Source organism: Clostridium celatum DSM 1785 (assembly GCF_000320405.1).
In the GTDB taxonomy this organism is placed as follows: domain Bacteria; phylum Bacillota; class Clostridia; order Clostridiales; family Clostridiaceae; genus Clostridium; species Clostridium celatum.
On record NZ_KB291640.1, the window covers coordinates 25,880 to 41,642 of the forward strand.

Annotated in this window: 25 protein-coding genes; all 25 read left to right on the forward strand. The window is 26.7% G+C overall.

Going from position 1 to position 15,763, the window contains the following annotated elements; genetic code table 11:
- Positions 1 to 7 precede the first annotated feature (7 nt).
- The 25 genes from HMPREF0216_RS07195 to dxs all read left to right on the forward strand — a co-directional run bounded on the left by HMPREF0216_RS07195 (position 8) and on the right by dxs (position 15,755).
- Positions 8 to 454: a hypothetical protein gene (locus tag HMPREF0216_RS07195; RefSeq protein ID WP_040419313.1), complete on the forward strand. Its 447-nt coding sequence runs from the start codon at positions 8 to 10 to the stop codon at positions 452 to 454.
- Positions 444 to 887: a hypothetical protein gene (locus tag HMPREF0216_RS07200; protein ID WP_005213043.1), complete on the forward strand. Its 444-nt coding sequence runs from the start codon at positions 444 to 446 to the stop codon at positions 885 to 887. The genes HMPREF0216_RS07195 and HMPREF0216_RS07200 overlap by 11 nt, the downstream gene beginning before the upstream one ends.
- Positions 880 to 1,356 carry a prepilin-type N-terminal cleavage/methylation domain-containing protein gene (locus HMPREF0216_RS07205; RefSeq protein ID WP_005213044.1) on the forward strand — a complete coding sequence of 159 codons (477 nt, stop codon included), beginning with the start codon at positions 880 to 882 and terminating at the stop codon, positions 1,354 to 1,356. Before HMPREF0216_RS07200 ends, HMPREF0216_RS07205 begins: the two co-directional genes overlap by 8 nt.
- Complete coding sequence (locus HMPREF0216_RS07210; protein ID WP_005213045.1) at positions 1,347 to 1,787, forward strand: hypothetical protein; 441 nt, start codon at positions 1,347 to 1,349, stop codon at positions 1,785 to 1,787. The genes HMPREF0216_RS07205 and HMPREF0216_RS07210 overlap by 10 nt, the downstream gene beginning before the upstream one ends.
- A gap of 9 nt (positions 1,788 to 1,796) precedes the next feature.
- Positions 1,797 to 2,426 (forward strand): hypothetical protein, encoded by a 630-nt coding sequence (locus tag HMPREF0216_RS07215; protein WP_005213046.1) that lies wholly within the window; start codon positions 1,797 to 1,799, stop codon positions 2,424 to 2,426.
- Positions 2,404 to 2,796 carry a hypothetical protein gene (locus HMPREF0216_RS07220; protein ID WP_005213047.1) on the forward strand — a complete coding sequence of 131 codons (393 nt, stop codon included), beginning with the start codon at positions 2,404 to 2,406 and terminating at the stop codon, positions 2,794 to 2,796. The genes HMPREF0216_RS07215 and HMPREF0216_RS07220 overlap by 23 nt, the downstream gene beginning before the upstream one ends.
- Positions 2,789 to 3,157, forward strand: coding sequence for a hypothetical protein (locus HMPREF0216_RS07225; protein WP_005213048.1), 369 nt, complete (start codon positions 2,789 to 2,791; stop codon positions 3,155 to 3,157). Before HMPREF0216_RS07220 ends, HMPREF0216_RS07225 begins: the two co-directional genes overlap by 8 nt.
- A 164-nt stretch (positions 3,158 to 3,321) precedes the next feature.
- Positions 3,322 to 3,879, forward strand: a complete 558-nt coding sequence (gene efp / locus HMPREF0216_RS07230) for an elongation factor P (RefSeq protein WP_005213049.1) — start codon at positions 3,322 to 3,324, stop codon at positions 3,877 to 3,879.
- 182 nt (positions 3,880 to 4,061) lie between these two features.
- The gene (locus HMPREF0216_RS07235; protein ID WP_005213052.1) at positions 4,062 to 4,424 is read left to right on the forward strand and encodes a CD1247 N-terminal domain-containing protein; all 363 of its coding nucleotides are present in this window, start codon (positions 4,062 to 4,064) and stop codon (positions 4,422 to 4,424) included.
- A 217-nt stretch (positions 4,425 to 4,641) separates the two neighbouring features.
- Positions 4,642 to 5,571: a stage III sporulation protein AA gene (gene spoIIIAA, locus HMPREF0216_RS07240; RefSeq protein WP_040419316.1), complete on the forward strand. Its 930-nt coding sequence runs from the start codon at positions 4,642 to 4,644 to the stop codon at positions 5,569 to 5,571.
- Positions 5,556 to 5,690: a hypothetical protein gene (locus tag HMPREF0216_RS17895; RefSeq protein ID WP_005213054.1), complete on the forward strand. Its 135-nt coding sequence runs from the start codon at positions 5,556 to 5,558 to the stop codon at positions 5,688 to 5,690. Before spoIIIAA ends, HMPREF0216_RS17895 begins: the two co-directional genes overlap by 16 nt.
- Before the next feature lies 1 nt (position 5,691).
- Positions 5,692 to 6,075 (forward strand): hypothetical protein, encoded by a 384-nt coding sequence (locus HMPREF0216_RS16280; RefSeq protein ID WP_083875393.1) that lies wholly within the window; start codon positions 5,692 to 5,694, stop codon positions 6,073 to 6,075.
- Between the two features lie 14 nt (positions 6,076 to 6,089).
- Entirely contained in the window at positions 6,090 to 6,290 is a 201-nt protein-coding gene (gene spoIIIAC / locus HMPREF0216_RS07250) for a stage III sporulation protein AC (protein WP_005213056.1), read from the forward strand.
- 9 nt (positions 6,291 to 6,299) lie between these two features.
- Positions 6,300 to 6,683 carry a stage III sporulation protein AD gene (gene spoIIIAD, locus HMPREF0216_RS07255; protein WP_005213057.1) on the forward strand — a complete coding sequence of 128 codons (384 nt, stop codon included), beginning with the start codon at positions 6,300 to 6,302 and terminating at the stop codon, positions 6,681 to 6,683.
- Positions 6,684 to 6,691: 8 nt separating this feature from the next.
- Positions 6,692 to 7,879 carry a stage III sporulation protein AE gene (gene spoIIIAE, locus HMPREF0216_RS07260; protein WP_005213059.1) on the forward strand — a complete coding sequence of 396 codons (1,188 nt, stop codon included), beginning with the start codon at positions 6,692 to 6,694 and terminating at the stop codon, positions 7,877 to 7,879.
- Between the two features lie 3 nt (positions 7,880 to 7,882).
- The gene (gene spoIIIAF / locus HMPREF0216_RS07265) at positions 7,883 to 8,467 is read left to right on the forward strand and encodes a stage III sporulation protein AF (protein ID WP_040419319.1); all 585 of its coding nucleotides are present in this window, start codon (positions 7,883 to 7,885) and stop codon (positions 8,465 to 8,467) included.
- A 4-nt stretch (positions 8,468 to 8,471) separates the two neighbouring features.
- On the forward strand, positions 8,472 to 9,086 hold the full coding sequence (spoIIIAG, locus tag HMPREF0216_RS07270) for a stage III sporulation protein AG (RefSeq protein WP_005213062.1): 615 nt from the start codon (positions 8,472 to 8,474) through the stop codon (positions 9,084 to 9,086).
- A 38-nt stretch (positions 9,087 to 9,124) separates the two neighbouring features.
- Positions 9,125 to 9,643: a SpoIIIAH-like family protein gene (locus HMPREF0216_RS07275; RefSeq protein ID WP_005213063.1), complete on the forward strand. Its 519-nt coding sequence runs from the start codon at positions 9,125 to 9,127 to the stop codon at positions 9,641 to 9,643.
- 84 nt (positions 9,644 to 9,727) lie between these two features.
- Positions 9,728 to 10,117, forward strand: coding sequence for an Asp23/Gls24 family envelope stress response protein (locus tag HMPREF0216_RS07280; protein WP_005213064.1), 390 nt, complete (start codon positions 9,728 to 9,730; stop codon positions 10,115 to 10,117).
- Between the two features lie 188 nt (positions 10,118 to 10,305).
- A complete protein-coding gene (gene nusB / locus HMPREF0216_RS07285) occupies positions 10,306 to 10,713 on the forward strand; it encodes a transcription antitermination factor NusB (protein WP_005213065.1) in 408 nt (135 codons plus the stop codon).
- 33 nt (positions 10,714 to 10,746) lie between these two features.
- Positions 10,747 to 11,595, forward strand: coding sequence for a bifunctional 5,10-methylenetetrahydrofolate dehydrogenase/5,10-methenyltetrahydrofolate cyclohydrolase (locus HMPREF0216_RS07290; RefSeq protein WP_040419339.1), 849 nt, complete (start codon positions 10,747 to 10,749; stop codon positions 11,593 to 11,595).
- On the forward strand, positions 11,585 to 12,796 hold the full coding sequence (gene xseA / locus HMPREF0216_RS07295; protein ID WP_005213069.1) for an exodeoxyribonuclease VII large subunit: 1,212 nt from the start codon (positions 11,585 to 11,587) through the stop codon (positions 12,794 to 12,796). The genes HMPREF0216_RS07290 and xseA overlap by 11 nt, the downstream gene beginning before the upstream one ends.
- A gap of 1 nt (position 12,797) precedes the next feature.
- Positions 12,798 to 13,013 (forward strand): exodeoxyribonuclease VII small subunit, encoded by a 216-nt coding sequence (xseB, locus tag HMPREF0216_RS07300; protein ID WP_005213070.1) that lies wholly within the window; start codon positions 12,798 to 12,800, stop codon positions 13,011 to 13,013.
- Entirely contained in the window at positions 13,003 to 13,875 is an 873-nt protein-coding gene (locus tag HMPREF0216_RS07305) for a polyprenyl synthetase family protein (RefSeq protein WP_040419342.1), read from the forward strand. Before xseB ends, HMPREF0216_RS07305 begins: the two co-directional genes overlap by 11 nt.
- A 17-nt stretch (positions 13,876 to 13,892) precedes the next feature.
- A complete protein-coding gene (dxs, locus tag HMPREF0216_RS07310; RefSeq protein WP_005213073.1) occupies positions 13,893 to 15,755 on the forward strand; it encodes a 1-deoxy-D-xylulose-5-phosphate synthase in 1,863 nt (620 codons plus the stop codon).
- Positions 15,756 to 15,763: the final 8 nt, after the last annotated feature.

A 15,763-nucleotide genomic window follows, 5' to 3' on the forward strand; every position in this document is an offset into this window, starting at 1 on the left:
AACAAATATGAAAAAAGAAAAGAAGAAAGGATATACACTTATAGAAACTATAACGGTAATGTTTATGGTACTAATATTATTTTCAGCAATTTCTCATATAGGAAATAGTATAAAGAAAATCAAAGAATATGTGGCGGTAAAGGGTACTATTTTAGAAGTTGTAAATATTATTAGTTATGGAAAGCAATATTGTAGGAATTCAGAAGGTCAAGGAATAGTTGAGATTTATATGGAAAGTGGAGAAGTAAAATTGAAAGATGTTTCTTCAAAATATAAGATTATAAAAGAAATTAAATTGCCAAAGGGGCTAAGATTTTTAAGTAATCAAGAATTATATATAAATAATAAGGGACAAATAGAGTCAAATACTATAAGAATATTAGATAGTGATAAAAATTTATATAGAATAACAATATCTACAGGAGTTGATACAATAAATATTTATGAGGAATAGTAAACTTTTAAAAAAGAAAAAAGCAGTTACAATGCTTGAGGCTATAGTAAGTATTTTTATTATTTTTATTATGTTTAGTGTAGTTGTTAAACTTGTACAACATAACAATAAGATACTAGAGAAAAGGGAAGAAATAGAGCAAGGACATAGAGTAGTTTACTGTATAATGCAAGAAATAAAGTATAATATAAGCTTTAATGATGTAAAAGAACTTTATAATAATGAATTATTAAAGTATAAAAATTATAATGAACTATTAAGTGATTTAAGAAGTAGTAGTTTAAATTACATTGATATTGGTGAAGACATAATAGTTGATATTGAAGAGTTTAATGATAGTTTAAACATATTAATAAGTTTATATGATGCTAATAGTAATTTAGTTGTTGAAAGAGAATTTTTAAAATATAAGTGGATGGATTATTATGAGTAGGTATAAAAGAGGATATACGTTATTAGAATTTGTTGCAGTAATGTCAATGTTTCTTATAATTGGAGCAATAGTCATTAATTTAGGTATTTTTAGTGTTAAAGATTATTTAAATAAAGTTGATAAGGGAGTAATGTTAGAAAAGTTTGATAATGCAATGTTAAATATAGATATTATATGTAATAAAGCATCTATTGTATCTATAGATGGCAATGTAACAGCAGCTTTAGGTAAAGGAAATAATATAGTTATACAGTATATAGAAAATAATGAGGAAATTAAAAAAACAATATATTTAAATGGAAATAGACTTATGGTAAATACTGTGGTTATAAAAAATGGATATAATGTAGATGAAGGTAATAATGTAATATTAAGTAATGTAGAAAATTTTGAAGTTAATAAAAAGGGTAAATTAATATATTACACAATTGAAATTAAGAATAGTGGAGAAAGAATAAGATGTATTTAAATAAAAACAAAGGGATAATAATGTTAGAAGTATTATTAATACTTAATATTTTATTAGTTCTTATTATGTATAGTAGCAAGTTTATAGTTATAAATTGTAGTAAGTTTAATTTATACAATATTAAGGAAGATATAAAAGCAATTACTGAGAATGAAAATGAATTGTTAAGGGAAGTAATTAAAGAAATAAATGAAAAAGATAATATTAAAGAAATTTTTAATTTGTATAAAGAAGATAAAACTATAAGTTATGAATATTTTTATAGCGAAAATAAAGAAATTAGATTTTTAATTAAAAATGGAGAATTGTATATTGAAAATAAGAGCAATAAATCAAGGCCTATTGTTAGTAAATTAGATATGAAGATCTTAGAAAATGAAGAGATAGTTTTTATGCCAACAACTTATAAATTATATAAAAAAATAGTGTAAGGAGATTATATGAAAGAAATTATATTAGTTGATAATAGTAATTTTCATTATAAAGGGATAACTTACACCAAGGATGATATAAAAGAGAAGATAGGAAAGAAAGTAAAGTTTATATTATTAAATGAAAATATAATTGTTAAAAGTTTTGAAGATATAAGTAAAATAAATTATAACTTTATTGATGAAATTATAAAGATTGAATATGGAGAAGATTATGAGATTTTAACAGATTATGATTATTGTAAAAGATTAAAAAGACTTTATTTATATTCAATAGGAAATGGAAACTTGTTATATAGTGTTAGCAAAAAAGTAAATGAATTAAGTGTGGAGCCTATACAGTTTTACGCAAAAAATAGTTTGCCCAAAAAATTTAAACGTATTACTAATTATATATTAGTAATAATGATTGATAAAAGTATTTATTATATAGAGGTATTATATAATTGTATAGTTAAAAGTTATATAGAAAGAAATGTATCAAATATTTCTAATAAAATAAGCAACTATAATGCTAACCAAATATTATTAATTGATAAGAGTGTGGAACAATTTATAGATAGAAATATTAAGGAAAGTACAAATTTAACAATAATAAATATAGGAGGCAAAATAAATGAGCAAATATATAAAGCATAAAAAGTTTATTCCTATAAATTTTATTGAAAGTAAGAGCATGACTATAGAAAAGAATAATGGAAAAGCAATATTTCTTTTATTATTAATAAATATATTTCTATTTCCACAAAATATAAAGGGGATATTTTTAAAAGAGGAAAAGGATGAGTTTGTAGAAGTAAAAGCTAATGACTATATAGATATTAATGAAATAGAGAAATGGATTGCTTTAGATAATGAACATATATTGAGGTTTACTGTTAGAGATAATACTGGAAAAGTAGTATTAAAATCAGATGAAGCTCTTAATTATATTGAACAATTGGGAGTTACAATAAAAAAATATAATATTGAAGATGATGAAATATTAGTTGAGGTAGACTATGATTAGTAATTTAAAATTTCATTTAGGAGTAAATATAACAATAGCAATCTTAACTATAATTCAATTTGCAATATATATTCCTTTAAATTTTAAAAATGTAGAGATTTATGATAATGATATGCAGGTTATTTCAAATAATAAAGTAGAAGCATTTTCTACAATAAGAAATGAGCTTGAAAATATATATTCATTAAAAATAATAAATATGAAAAAAGAAAATGATAAATGGAATGTTAGAATTTCTGTAGAAGGAAGTAAAGAAGAAATATTGAGAATTGTGAATAAAATGGTAGAATTTCAAATATATAATTATAATATTGATGGAAAAGAAGGAAATTTGATATTAACTTTAGATTTATATAGATAAAATAATTAAAAATTTTAACGATATTGATGAAATAATTGCATTTCTTTAGTAATTTTGATAGAATGTTTTTGTTGTGTCATTAATCAACAAGATAAGTTATGACTATTTATTTTGAATAAAGGTCATAATAACTATGAATTCAAGTTATTTGGAGGGAAATTTTTATGATATCAGCAGGAGATTTAAGAAAAGGTACAACTTTTGAGTATGAAGGACAAGTGTATACTGTTATAGACTTTTTACACGTTAAACCAGGTAAAGGAGCTGCATTCGTAAGAACTAAGCTTAGAAACGTTATTTCAGGTGGGGTTACAGATACTACTTTCAACCCAACTGCGAAATTACAAGAAGCAGTAATCGAAAGAAAAGAAATGCAATACCTTTATTCTGATGGAGAATTATACTACTTCATGGATCAAGAAACTTATGAGCAAATTCCACTAAACTATGAAAAAGTTGAAGAAGCTATAAAGTTCTTAAAAGAAAACATGTTTGCAATCATTAAGTTCTACAAAGGAGATGCATTCTCAGTTGAAGCACCAAACTTTGTTGAATTATTAATAACTCAAGCAGATCCAGGAGTAAAAGGAAATACTGCAACAAACGCTATGAAGCCAGCTACATTAGAAACAGGAGCTGTTGTTAACGTTCCTATGTTCGTTAACGAAGGTGACACTATCAGAGTTGATACAAGAACTGGCGAATACATGGAAAGAGTTTAATATTTAAAGTAAATGCTAGGTTTTTAAACTTAGCATTTGTTTTATATTTAAGTACATATAAAATTTAAAAATAATAAAATGTTTTATTTTAGAATTTGTATATAAGGATATAATCAATAATATATAAGTATGAAATAAATTATGTTAAAGTAATTTATTTCTTTAGAAGGGAAGTGTAGCAGATGAAAGATGTTTATAATAAGATAGATAAGGTTAAAGCTGAAATTGAAAAGATAAAAGATGATAATTATTTAAATATATTTAATTCTTTTTCAGATATTTTAGAAAGTTTATCTTCTAAAGTAGAAGAGGTTATTTTACATCAAGAATATTTAGAAGAAAATATGGAGTATATTGGAGATGATTTAACTGATATACAAGATGAACTTTTTGAAGAAGTGTCTTTTGATGATTTATCAGCATTAGATGATGAATATATTGAAATAAGCTGTAAAAATTGTGATAAACCTATTTTTGTAGAGCAACAAGCATTACAAAATGGAAACTTTATACCATGTCCATTCTGTGGTGGAAATGCAAAATAAGGTAAATAAGAGCCGTTTCAAATAAATGATTTTTTAATCACTTATTTGAAACGGCTTTTTATTATTTAAAACAAAAAATAAAGGTAAAGATCAGAAAGTTAAAAATAAATATGTTAAGTATATTTTTAAATAAATAATTTACATATTTTTATATAACATGAATATTTATATAATATGTGAAATAGAAATTTATAGAGAAGTACATTTAAAGGAAGTGATGAAAGTGGAATATGAAGAAATTTATAGAATGCTTCCAAGTGGAATAAATGAAGAAGTAAAAAGATATTTCAAGATAGAAGGAGTGCAGGAAATAAGAGTAAAAATAGGAAAGCAAGTAATGTTAACCACTTCTAAAGGAGAAAAAATATTAGATTATACAATAACAAATGAAGACTTAAAATATATGATGTCTAAAATATCAAATTACTCATTATATGCATTTGAAGAAGAGATAAAACAAGGATATATAACAGTAAAAGGTGGCCATAGAGTGGGACTTGCTGGAGAGTGTGTTATGGTTAATGGAGAAGTTAGAACAATAAAAAATATATCATCCTTAAATATAAGAATATGTAATGAGGTAGTTGGTTCATCAAATAGGGTTATGAAATATATAACAAATAATAATAAAGTATATAACACACTTATAGTATCTCCACCTAAATGTGGTAAAACAACAATTCTTAGAGATATTGCTAGAAATATATCTAATGGAATGTATAGTTTAAACTTAAGAGGAAAAAAGGTTACTATAGTTGATGAGAGAAGTGAAATTGCAGGTTGCTATAATGGTATACCACAAATGAATGTAGGAGTTAGAACTGATGTTTTAGATAATTGTTTAAAAAGAATAGGAATGATAATGGCTATAAGAAGCTTATCACCAGAAGTATTAATATGTGATGAAATAGGAACAGAAGGCGATTTAGAAGCATTAAATATGGCTTTTAATTCAGGAGTTAATATTATAGTAACAGTTCATGGTAATGATATTAATGATATTTACGGCAGAGAAATGTTTAGAAAACTAATAGATGATTGTATATTAGATCGAATAATAATATTAAGTAGTAAAAATGGAGCAGGTACTTTAGAGAAAATTTATAAAGTAAGTAGGGAGGAGGGATTAGTATGCTTAGATTTGTAATGATAAGTATTATGTTTATTATTTGCACATATATAGGATTTTATTATGGAGAAAAATATAGAACTAGAAGTTCAAATTTAAAAGAAATACAAAAGGCTTTTATTATGTTCAACAAGTGAGATAAGTTATTCTAATACCCCACTTCCAGATGCATTAAAAAATATAAGTAATAGAGTAGGAGAACCAATTTCTAAAATATTATTAGATATGTCAATAAATTTAAATGATGTAGATATTAAAGGTGTATATGAGGCTTTTACAATAGCATATAAGAAGTATAAAGATGAGATAAACCTAAGTAAAGATGACTATAAAATATTAAGTGATTTTTTTAAGACTATAGGGGAATGTGATGCAGTAACACAAGAAAAAGTATTTACAGTTGCTTTAGAAAACTTAAATCTAAATTATATTGATGCAAATAATGAAGCAAATGTGAATGTTAAGATGTATAGAACACTGGGGATTTCAATTGGAATTATGATAGCTATATTTTTTATTTAATGGGAGGGTAAAAGATGCTTTTTGATGTAGGAATTTTATTTAAAATTGGTGCTATGGGAATTTTGCTTATGGTAATAGAAAAGGTGTTAGAAGCTAATGGAAAGAAAGAGATTGCAAGTTTAGCCAATTTAGCTGGGGTAGTAATAATACTAGTAACTGTTATAGGTATGGTTGCCAATCTTTTTGATACTGTAAAAACTATGTTTACTTTATAGAGGTTTATTATGGAGATTATTAAAGTTGTAGGATTTGCTTTTGCTGCAGTCTTCATATACTTACTATTAAAAGATAAGAAGTCAGATGTTGCTTTTTATGTATTGGTAGTAGCTGGGATATTAATATTTATGTATATGATAGGGCAGCTAGGTGAAGTTATTAATTTTATTGATGATATTGCAAGTAAGGCTAATATAAACACTGTATATATAGAAATAGTATTTAAAATACTTGCAATTGCTTATATTACATCTTTTTGCAGTGAAATATGCAAAGATGCAGGAGCATCTACTATTGCATCGAAAGTTGAGTTTTCAGGAAAAATTATGATTTTAGCATTAGCTATTCCAATTCTAATGGCTGTATTAGATTCTATTCTTCAAATAATGTAGGTGAGAATATGAAAAAGTATATATTAAAAATTGTGTTATGTGTAGTTATGTTTATTAATTTATATACAGTTATCCCTAGTTTTGGACAAAGTGTATTTGCAGAAGAAAACACTACTATAAGTACAAATGATGAAGTAAATTCAAAGCTAAATGGCTTATACGATTATATAAACACAATGAAAAGTGATGTGGAATTAATGAATGAATTAGATCCAGTTAGCTATATAGAAAGTTATATAGAAAATGGGGAAGGTAATATTTCAGTATCAAAGGTTTTAAGTGCAGTTATAAGTTTGTTTTTTAGAGAAATAAAGTCAGTACTAGCACTATCATTTTCTATAATTGTTATAGGTATAATTTGTTCATTGTTCAAAAATATACAATCAGCATTTTCAAGTGAAGGAATATCACAGGTAGCATTTTATGCATGTTATGCATTACTTATAATAATTTTATCAAAGACATTTATAATATCTTTAGATTTAGCTAAGGACGTTATAGTTGAAATAACAAACTTTATGTCAAAGCTTTTACCTGTGCTTGTTGTAATGCTTGCAGCAGCAGGTGGTTTAACACAAGCCGCTACAATTGATCCTATAGTGTTAGGCGCAACAATAATAGTACCAAAGATATATACAGACATAATAATACCGCTTATATTAATGACATTTGTGGTTAAATTTACAAATAATATTTCAAGTGAGCCTAAGCTTTCAAATTTAAGTGCTATGATGGAAAAGTCGGTTACTTGGATACAAGGTTTAGTATTGACAATATTTATAGGCTTGCTGACAATTAGAGGAATAACTTCATCTACAATTGATGCAGTTACATTAAAAACCAGTAAACTTGCAATAGAAAGCTTTGTACCAATAGTTGGTAAATCACTTTCAGATTCAATTGCATCCGTTGCAGGCTATTCATTAATAATAAAAAATGCAATTGGGTCTATTGGGTTAATAGCAGTAATATTAATAATAATATATCCCATAATTAAGATCGTATTATCATCAATGATATTTAAGCTTTCAGCATCTCTTTTAGAGCCTATAACAGATAAAAGAATAACAAGTTCTATTGCAGCAGCGGGAAAGTCATTAGTATTGATAATGTCCTGTGTTATATCAGTAAGTTTAATGTTCTTTATTTTAATTGCGATGATGATATCGGCAGGTAAGTTTGTTATAGGAGGATAGAAATTGAAATATATAAATGATTTTATTGTAACCTTAGTTATTATGATGATTTTCATAACAGCAGTAGAAATTATTGCACCAGATAATTCAATGAAAAAATACATTAAGTTTGTACTTGGACTTATATTAATATCTGTTATGTTAAATCCAATTATATATTTTTTCACAAAAGGGGAACAGAGTATTATTGAAGCAGTAGAATCTTATGAGGAAATGTTATATATCGGAAGCAGTGAGACTATAGAAAAAAATACAGAAGATGAAAAGGTTCAAGCTTTTAAAGAAAATTTAGATAAAAACTGTGATGCACTTTTAAAAGATGAGTTCTCAGGGAAAACATTTAAGTCAAATGTAGAGTGTACACTAGATATGAATAATATGACATATACAATAGATAAATTAGAAGTAGGAGTTAAAGATAATAGTGTAAAACTAATAGATAAAATAGATATAAGTATTAATAAAAGTGAGGAAACTATTTCTGATAAGGCACAAATAGAAGATGAGGAAAAAATAAAAGAATATTTAGCAGAAACATTTAAAATACCAGTAGAAAAAATAGAGATATATAGTTTAGAGGGAAGGTGAGTAAATGGATAAGGAAAAGTTTGATAAAGAAATTAGCAAATTATTAAAAAATAAAAAATTTACTAATTGTCTTATTGCATTACTGGTTGTTATTTTTCTTTGGTTAGCTGTTAGTACTTTTTCAGGTGGAGAATCAAATAATTCAAAAAGTAGCGAAAATACACCAAATGGAGCTACACAAGTTGCTACAGTAGAGGGAGAAATGACATCAAAAGAATTATTAAGTTATGAAGAAAAGCAACAAGAAGAGTTAAAAGAGATTTTAGGACAAATTGAAGGTGTAGGAAAGGTTACAGTAAAAATTTATTTTGAAAGCGGAGAGGTTAAAGTTCCTGTAACTAATAGTACAACTCAAGTGTCAGAAACACAAGAAGAGGATAGAGATGGAGGAACTAGAGTTACTACATCACAATCAGATTCAACAACAGTTGTAATGAGTAATAATGGAAGTAGTAATGAACCAGTTATTACTAAAGTGTATAAGCCTGAAATAACAGGAGTTTTAGTAGTAGCAGAAGGGGCTCAAAGCAGTAAGATAACATATGATATACAACAAGCAGTAGCTAGTTTATATAATTTAAGTTTTGACAAGGTTAAGGTATATCCAATGGCAAGTTAGCATATAATTTTATAGAAAGATATGGGAGGGAATAAAAAATGACAAAAAAACAATTTGGTATTATTTTCACATTGATGGCTCTTATAGTTTGTGTAGGAGTATTATCTGTAAAGTTAAATGGAGAAGGGTATAATGATCCAACTGATTTAGCTTCAATTTTAACACAAGAGAACACTGATGAATCAAGCAATGCAGACCAAACAGTAAGCACAAGTGAATATTTTTATAGCATGAGATTAACAAAGGAACAACAAGATCAAAAGTATATTGATGATATGAAAGCTATAAGCGAAGATCCAAATGCGTCTCAAGAACAAAAAGACATAGCAAATAATGCGTTAATAGAAAAGACTAAGATTCAAGAACAAGAAGGAAGAGTAGAAGTAGATATAACAAGCAAAGGTTATAAAGATGCAATTTGTATGATAGACCAATCACAAGTAAAAGTTTATGTTAAAGTAGATGATAAACTAAGCGAAGAAAATTCAGCTTCAATAAAGAAAGTTGTTGAGGATATAACTGGATTAACAGATGTTAATATAACAGCAATGAAATAATTCGTTGTAATATAATAGGTATTTTGCTATAATAAACATAAGGAAAAACAGGTTTAGATAATAAACCTTAAGGAGGTTTTTGTTTTGGAAAATAATGTAGGTGAAAAAGCCTTAGGAATAGTTAAAATTTCCGATGAAGTAGTAAGTATTATAGCCGGAATAGCAGCAGATGAGATTCAAGGCATAGTAGGAATTCCACATGGAGTTTCAAATAACATATCACAAATATTAAAAGGTAAAAAGACAACTAATAATAAAAGTGTTAAGGTTACTTTAGAAGAAGACAAAGCTGTTATAGAATTAAATGTAGCAGTAGAATACGGTATTAAAATTCCAGAAGTAGTAAGTGAAGTTCAAGAAAATGTTAGAAAAACAGTTGAAGCTATGACTGGTTTAAATGTAGATACTGTAAATGTAAATGTTCAAAACATATATGTTAAAAAACAAGAACAAGAAGCAGTTAAAGAAGTATAATTAAATTGGCTGTTGCATATTTGCAGCAGCTTTTTGTTGTTAAAAATATTTAAAAATTTGTATCATATTTTTATTTATTATAGACATAAATAAGATAATATTGTAATATACATATGTTTAATTAATATATTATAAGTTTATAATACAATTAAGATAGAAAGTATTTTATATACACTTAGGAGGAAGTTATGAAAAGACAAAAATCAAGAGAAAAAGCAATGGAGCTGCTTTTTAGCATGGAACTTAGCAAAAATAGTTATGAAGAAACAATAGAAACTTTTGTAGAAGACTATGAAATGGATCTAAAAACTATTGATGTAGATTATATAAAAACAGTGGTAAGAACAGTAACTTTTGAAATGAAAAAAATTGATGAAGTAATTGAAAAAGCATTAGTAAACTGGAAGTTAGACAGAATATCAAAGGTTAACTTAACAATATTAAGATTAGCAGTTGGTGAAATGATGTTTATAGATGATGTACCAGGAAGAGTTGCGATAAATGAAGCTGTAGAATTAACAAAGAAGTATTCAGATGATAAGAGTTGTTCATTTGTTAATGGGGTATTAGATAAAGTTTTAAAAGAAGTAGAATAGTAGAAAAAGTATAGTATTGGAGGATTATGTGTGATGGGAGAAAGAATAGATGGAAAAAATATAGCTTTAGCAATAAAAGAAGATATAAAAAAGTTTATAGAAGCTAGAAAAAGCCAAAATCTTCAAATACCTAAAGTTGCATCTATATTAGTAGGAAATGATGGAGGTTCTATCTTTTATTTAAATAACCAAGAGAAGGTAGCCATATCATTAGGATTAAACTTTGAAAAAATTCATTTAAATGTAGAAGTAGAAGAAAAAGAATTAATAAGTAAAATAATTGAATTAAATAATGATGATACTGTATCAGGTATTATCCTTCAATTACCATTACCAAAGCATATAGATGAAAAGAAGGTTATAGCTAATATTTCTCCTTTAAAAGATATTGATTGCTTAACATTTGTAAATCAAGGTAAATTGTATATGGGAGAAGAAACATTTTTACCTTGTACTCCAAATTCAGTATTAACAATATTAAAAAGTTTAAATATTGAACTAGAAGGAAAAGAAGTAGTTGTAATAGGTAGAAGTAATATAGTAGGTAAACCAGTATCTGCTTTAATGCTTAAAGAAAACTGCACTGTTACGACATGTCATTCAAAAACACGTAATTTGAAAGAAGTTTGCAGTAGAGCAGATATTTTAATTGTTGCAATAGGAAAAGCAAAATTTATAGATTCTAGTTATGTAAAAGATGGAGCAATAGTAATAGATGTTGGTACTAATTCTGTTGATGGAAAAATAACAGGAGATGTTAATTTTGATTCTGTAATTGATGTAGCATCTTTAGTTACACCGGTACCAGGAGGTGTAGGAGCACTAACAACTACTCTACTTATGAAAAATGCATGTAAGGCAGTTGAAGAGTATGAAAATTAAAACATTATCAGTTTGTGAAGTTAATAATTACATAAAAAAAGTTTTAGATAATGATTTTATACTTAATAATCTTTCAGTACGAGGAGAGATATCAAACTTAAAATATCACACTAGTGGGCATATTTATTTTTCTTTAAAAGATGAATTTTCTAAGATAAATTGTATTATGTTTAAAGGTAATGCTAATAATTTAGATTTTTTACTTAAGGAAGGGATGTCTGTTATTGTAAGTGGTAGAGCCTCTGTTTATACTGCAAGTGGTTCATTTCAGCTATACTGTAATAGTATAGAACAAGAAGGTGTTGGAAATCTTCATGTTAAATTTGAAAAGCTTAAAGAAAAACTAAGTAGGGAGGGGTATTTTAATGATGAATTTAAAAAGCCCCTTCCTAAAAATCCATATAGAGTAGGTATAGTTACATCAGAAACTGGAGCTGCTATTTGTGATTTAACAAACGTTATAAGACGAAGAAATAGTAAGGTGGATATAGTATTATATCCAGCAGCGGTTCAAGGAGTAAATGCTTATAAAACTATAATTGAAGGTATAAAATATTTTAATAAAAGTAAAAGTGTTGATGTAATTATTATAGGTAGAGGTGGAGGTTCTATTGAGGAACTTTGGAATTTTAATGAAGAAGAGTTAGCAATAGAAATTTTTAAATCAAAGCTTCCAATTGTTTCAGCAGTAGGTCATGAAATAGATTTTACTATTTCAGATTTTGTTGCTGATTTTAGGGCAGCAACACCATCACAGGCAGGGGAAATAGTTGTACCATTAGAAAGTGAACTAAATTATAATATAGATAGATGTAAAGAAAAATTGATAGCAATTATAGAAAATAAAATTTATAACGAAAAGTCAAAATTAGAGACATTAAATAAAGTTTTAAATTTAAATTCTCCATCAAATAAAATTGCTAATAAATATATTAATATAGATAATTTAAAAGAAAAACTTAATAATATTATCTACCATAAGATAAAAAGTAATAAAGAAAAAATATTTTCTTTAAATAGCATTTTACAGGCACATAATCCTATAAATATATTAGGTAAAGGTTATGCTATAATTGAAGGAGAAGATAATAGGGTACTAAAAAGCAAAGAATCTTTTATAGATAAAGAAGATCTATTAATAAAAATGCAAGATGGATATGTAAAAGGGGAATTTACCCTATTAGAAAAGGGGGAGATTTAAAATGGCTAAAAAAGAAAGTTATAATGATATGCTAAATAATTTAGAGGAAATTTTATCTACACTTGAAAAAGATGAATTAAGTTTAGAAGAAGCCATGAAGGAATACGAAAAAGGAAGTAAACTTATAAATAAGCTTTATAAAACTTTAGATAATTTAGAAGGGAAATTTATTACTATAAAAGAGAATATTGAAGTGGTGAAAGATGATGATAATTAAAGAAGTTAAAGAAGAGATAAATAATTATCTAAAGGATTACTTTGAGAATAAGGGAAGCTATAATAAAATAATATATGATTCGGCAAGTTATAGTATAAACATAGGTGGAAAAAGAATAAGACCCATACTTATGATATTAACTTATAGTATGTATAAGGACAAATGGAAGGATATTATAGAAGTTGCAAGTGCAATAGAAATGATTCATACTTATTCATTAATTCATGATGATCTTCCTTGTATGGATAATGATGATTTAAGAAGAGGAAAACCAACTAATCATAAAGTATATGGTGAAGATATAGCAGTTCTTGCTGGTGATGCATTATTAAATGAGGCAATGACTCTTATGATTAAATATTCATTAAACTCAGTAAATAAGAATGCTTTATTAGCAACTTATAAGATAAGTGAAGCTGCTGGAATGAACGGCATGATTGCAGGTCAGATTGTTGATATAATAAACGAAGGTAAAAAAATATCTGCAGATGAATTAAAATATATGCACGCAAAGAAAACAGGTGAACTTATTAAAGTTTCTATTGTAGCAGGAGCATTACTTGGTGATGCAAAGGAAGAAGAAGTTTCAAAGCTTGAAGTCTTTGGAGAAAAATTAGGGTTAGCATTCCAAATAAAAGATGATATACTAGATGTAATTGGAAGTACAGAAAAACTTGGAAAAACTGTTTTAAGTGATGAAGAGAATAACAAGACTAATTTTATATCTATGTATGGTTTAGAGTTTTGCCAAAAGGAATGCAAGAGGCTAACTAATGAATGTATAGAGATTTTAGAAAGTTTATCAGTAAATACAGAGAATTTAAAAGAGTTAACTTTAAATCTTTTAGATAGAGAATATTAAACAAAGGAATGATATGTATGTCAAAATTTTTAGAGAAGATAAATTCTCCGGAGGATGTGCATTATTTAACTAGCAAAGAATTATATGAGCTTTCTGACGAAATAAGAGAATTTTTAATAGAAAGTGTTTCCAAGACTGGGGGACACTTATCTCCTAATTTAGGAGTTGTAGAATTAACTTTAAGTTTATATAAAACTTTTAATCTAGAAAAAGATAAGATTGTATGGGATGTTGGACATCAAAGTTATGTGCACAAAATATTGACAGGCAGAAAAGAAAGATTTAATACATTAAGAAAATATGATGGACTATGTGGTTTTCCAAAAAGAAGCGAAAGTAAATATGATGTTTTTGGAACAGGCCACAGTAGTACATCAATATCAGCTGCACTAGGAATGGCTAGAGCTAGAGATATAAAGAAAGAAGATTATCATGTTGTAGCAGTAATAGGCGATGGTGCATTAACTGGTGGAATGGCTTTAGAAGCATTAAATGATGTAGGGTTTAATAAAACCAATATGATAGTTGTATTAAATGATAACCAAATGTCAATATGTAAAAATGTAGGGGGATTATCTAATCATCTAAATAAATTAAGAATTGGACCAGGATATAATAAATTAAAAGAAGATATAAATTCAACTTTAAATACATCAAATACAGGAAAAGTTATAAGCAGTTATTTACATAGAATAAAAGATGGAGTAAAGCATGCATTAGTTCCATCTATGTTGTTTGAAAACATGGGAATTAAATATATAGGACCAATTAATGGGCATGATATTGAGCTTATGAATGAAGTTTTATCAAAGGCAAAACAAATTCACGGTCCTGTAATTATTCATACAGTAACTCAAAAAGGTAAAGGATATGAGTTTGCAGAACAAAATCCTAATAAGTTTCATGGTGTTTCTCCATTTGATTTAGGAAGTGGAGAATGTGCTATGTCAGGTAAAAAAACTTATTCTAAGGTTTTTGGTGACACTATGATAGATATTGCTAAAAATGATGAAAATGTTGTGGCAATTACTGCGGCTATGCCTGATGGTACAGGCTTGAAAGAATTTTCAAAAGAATATCCTAATAGATTTTTTGATGTAGGGATTGCTGAAGAACATGCAACTACACTTTCAGCAGGAATGGCAAGTGCAGGTTTAAAACCTGTTTTTGCAGTGTACTCAACTTTCTTACAAAGAGCATACGATCAAATTGTTCATGATGTATGTATTCAAAACTTACCAGTTGTTTTTGCTATTGATAGAGCAGGGATAGTTGGAGAAGATGGTGAAACACATCAAGGTGTTTTTGATTTATCATATTTAAGCCAAATTCCAAATATGAGAATATTAGCACCAAAACATTTAGATGAATTATCACTAATGCTTAAATGGGCTCTTAAAGAAAATAAAGGACCAATAGCTATAAGATATCCAAGAGGCACAGATTGTACAGATAATATAAAACCATTAAAAGAAATAGAAAATGGTAAATGGGAAAAGATAATAGATGGAGAAAAAATAGCAATAATAGCTGTTGGAAAGATGGTTCAGCATGTTATGTTAGCTAAAAAGTTATTAAATGACAATGATATTAATCCAACTATTATAAGTGCAACATTTGTAAAACCAATGGATACTGAAATGCTAAAAGAAGTATGTGACAAGGGTTATAATGTTATAACTATTGAAGATAACAACATTAGTGGTGGTTTTGGAAGTTATGTTTTAATGGAGTTAAATAAATTAAACTTTAAAGGTAAATTTAAAGCACTTGGATATGAAGATAAGTTTATTCCTCATGGAGATTTAAAAAATCTTTATAGAGATTCTGGATTAGATGCAGATGGAATAGTAAAAAGTGTTTTAGATATACAAAAGTAAAGGAGAAA

Bases quoted from the DNA above. Each gene is read 5' to 3' on its own strand.
- HMPREF0216_RS17895 (WP_005213054.1), top strand. From the start codon at position 5,556: ATGCTTAGATTTGTAATGATAAGTATTATGTTTATTATTTGCACATAT.
- spoIIIAA (WP_040419316.1), top strand. From the start codon at position 4,642: ATGAAAGTGGAATATGAAGAAATTTATAGAATGCTTCCAAGTGGAATA.
- spoIIIAC (WP_005213056.1), top strand. From the start codon at position 6,090: ATGCTTTTTGATGTAGGAATTTTATTTAAAATTGGTGCTATGGGAATT.
- xseA (WP_005213069.1), top strand. From the start codon at position 11,585: ATGAAAATTAAAACATTATCAGTTTGTGAAGTTAATAATTACATAAAA.
- HMPREF0216_RS07220 (WP_005213047.1), top strand. From the start codon at position 2,404: ATGAGCAAATATATAAAGCATAAAAAGTTTATTCCTATAAATTTTATT.
- xseB (WP_005213070.1), top strand. From the start codon at position 12,798: ATGGCTAAAAAAGAAAGTTATAATGATATGCTAAATAATTTAGAGGAA.
- HMPREF0216_RS07235 (WP_005213052.1), top strand. From the start codon at position 4,062: ATGAAAGATGTTTATAATAAGATAGATAAGGTTAAAGCTGAAATTGAA.
- spoIIIAD (WP_005213057.1), top strand. From the start codon at position 6,300: ATGGAGATTATTAAAGTTGTAGGATTTGCTTTTGCTGCAGTCTTCATA.
- HMPREF0216_RS07290 (WP_040419339.1), top strand. From the start codon at position 10,747: ATGGGAGAAAGAATAGATGGAAAAAATATAGCTTTAGCAATAAAAGAA.
- HMPREF0216_RS07200 (WP_005213043.1), top strand. From the start codon at position 444: ATGAGGAATAGTAAACTTTTAAAAAAGAAAAAAGCAGTTACAATGCTT.
- HMPREF0216_RS07195 (WP_040419313.1), top strand. From the start codon at position 8: ATGAAAAAAGAAAAGAAGAAAGGATATACACTTATAGAAACTATAACG.
- efp (WP_005213049.1), top strand. From the start codon at position 3,322: ATGATATCAGCAGGAGATTTAAGAAAAGGTACAACTTTTGAGTATGAA.
- HMPREF0216_RS07275 (WP_005213063.1), top strand. From the start codon at position 9,125: ATGACAAAAAAACAATTTGGTATTATTTTCACATTGATGGCTCTTATA.
- HMPREF0216_RS07210 (WP_005213045.1), top strand. From the start codon at position 1,347: ATGTATTTAAATAAAAACAAAGGGATAATAATGTTAGAAGTATTATTA.
- spoIIIAG (WP_005213062.1), top strand. From the start codon at position 8,472: ATGGATAAGGAAAAGTTTGATAAAGAAATTAGCAAATTATTAAAAAAT.
- spoIIIAE (WP_005213059.1), top strand. From the start codon at position 6,692: ATGAAAAAGTATATATTAAAAATTGTGTTATGTGTAGTTATGTTTATT.
- HMPREF0216_RS07205 (WP_005213044.1), top strand. From the start codon at position 880: ATGAGTAGGTATAAAAGAGGATATACGTTATTAGAATTTGTTGCAGTA.
- nusB (WP_005213065.1), top strand. From the start codon at position 10,306: ATGAAAAGACAAAAATCAAGAGAAAAAGCAATGGAGCTGCTTTTTAGC.
- HMPREF0216_RS07305 (WP_040419342.1), top strand. From the start codon at position 13,003: ATGATAATTAAAGAAGTTAAAGAAGAGATAAATAATTATCTAAAGGAT.
- dxs (WP_005213073.1), top strand. From the start codon at position 13,893: ATGTCAAAATTTTTAGAGAAGATAAATTCTCCGGAGGATGTGCATTAT.
- HMPREF0216_RS07225 (WP_005213048.1), top strand. From the start codon at position 2,789: ATGATTAGTAATTTAAAATTTCATTTAGGAGTAAATATAACAATAGCA.
- HMPREF0216_RS07215 (WP_005213046.1), top strand. From the start codon at position 1,797: ATGAAAGAAATTATATTAGTTGATAATAGTAATTTTCATTATAAAGGG.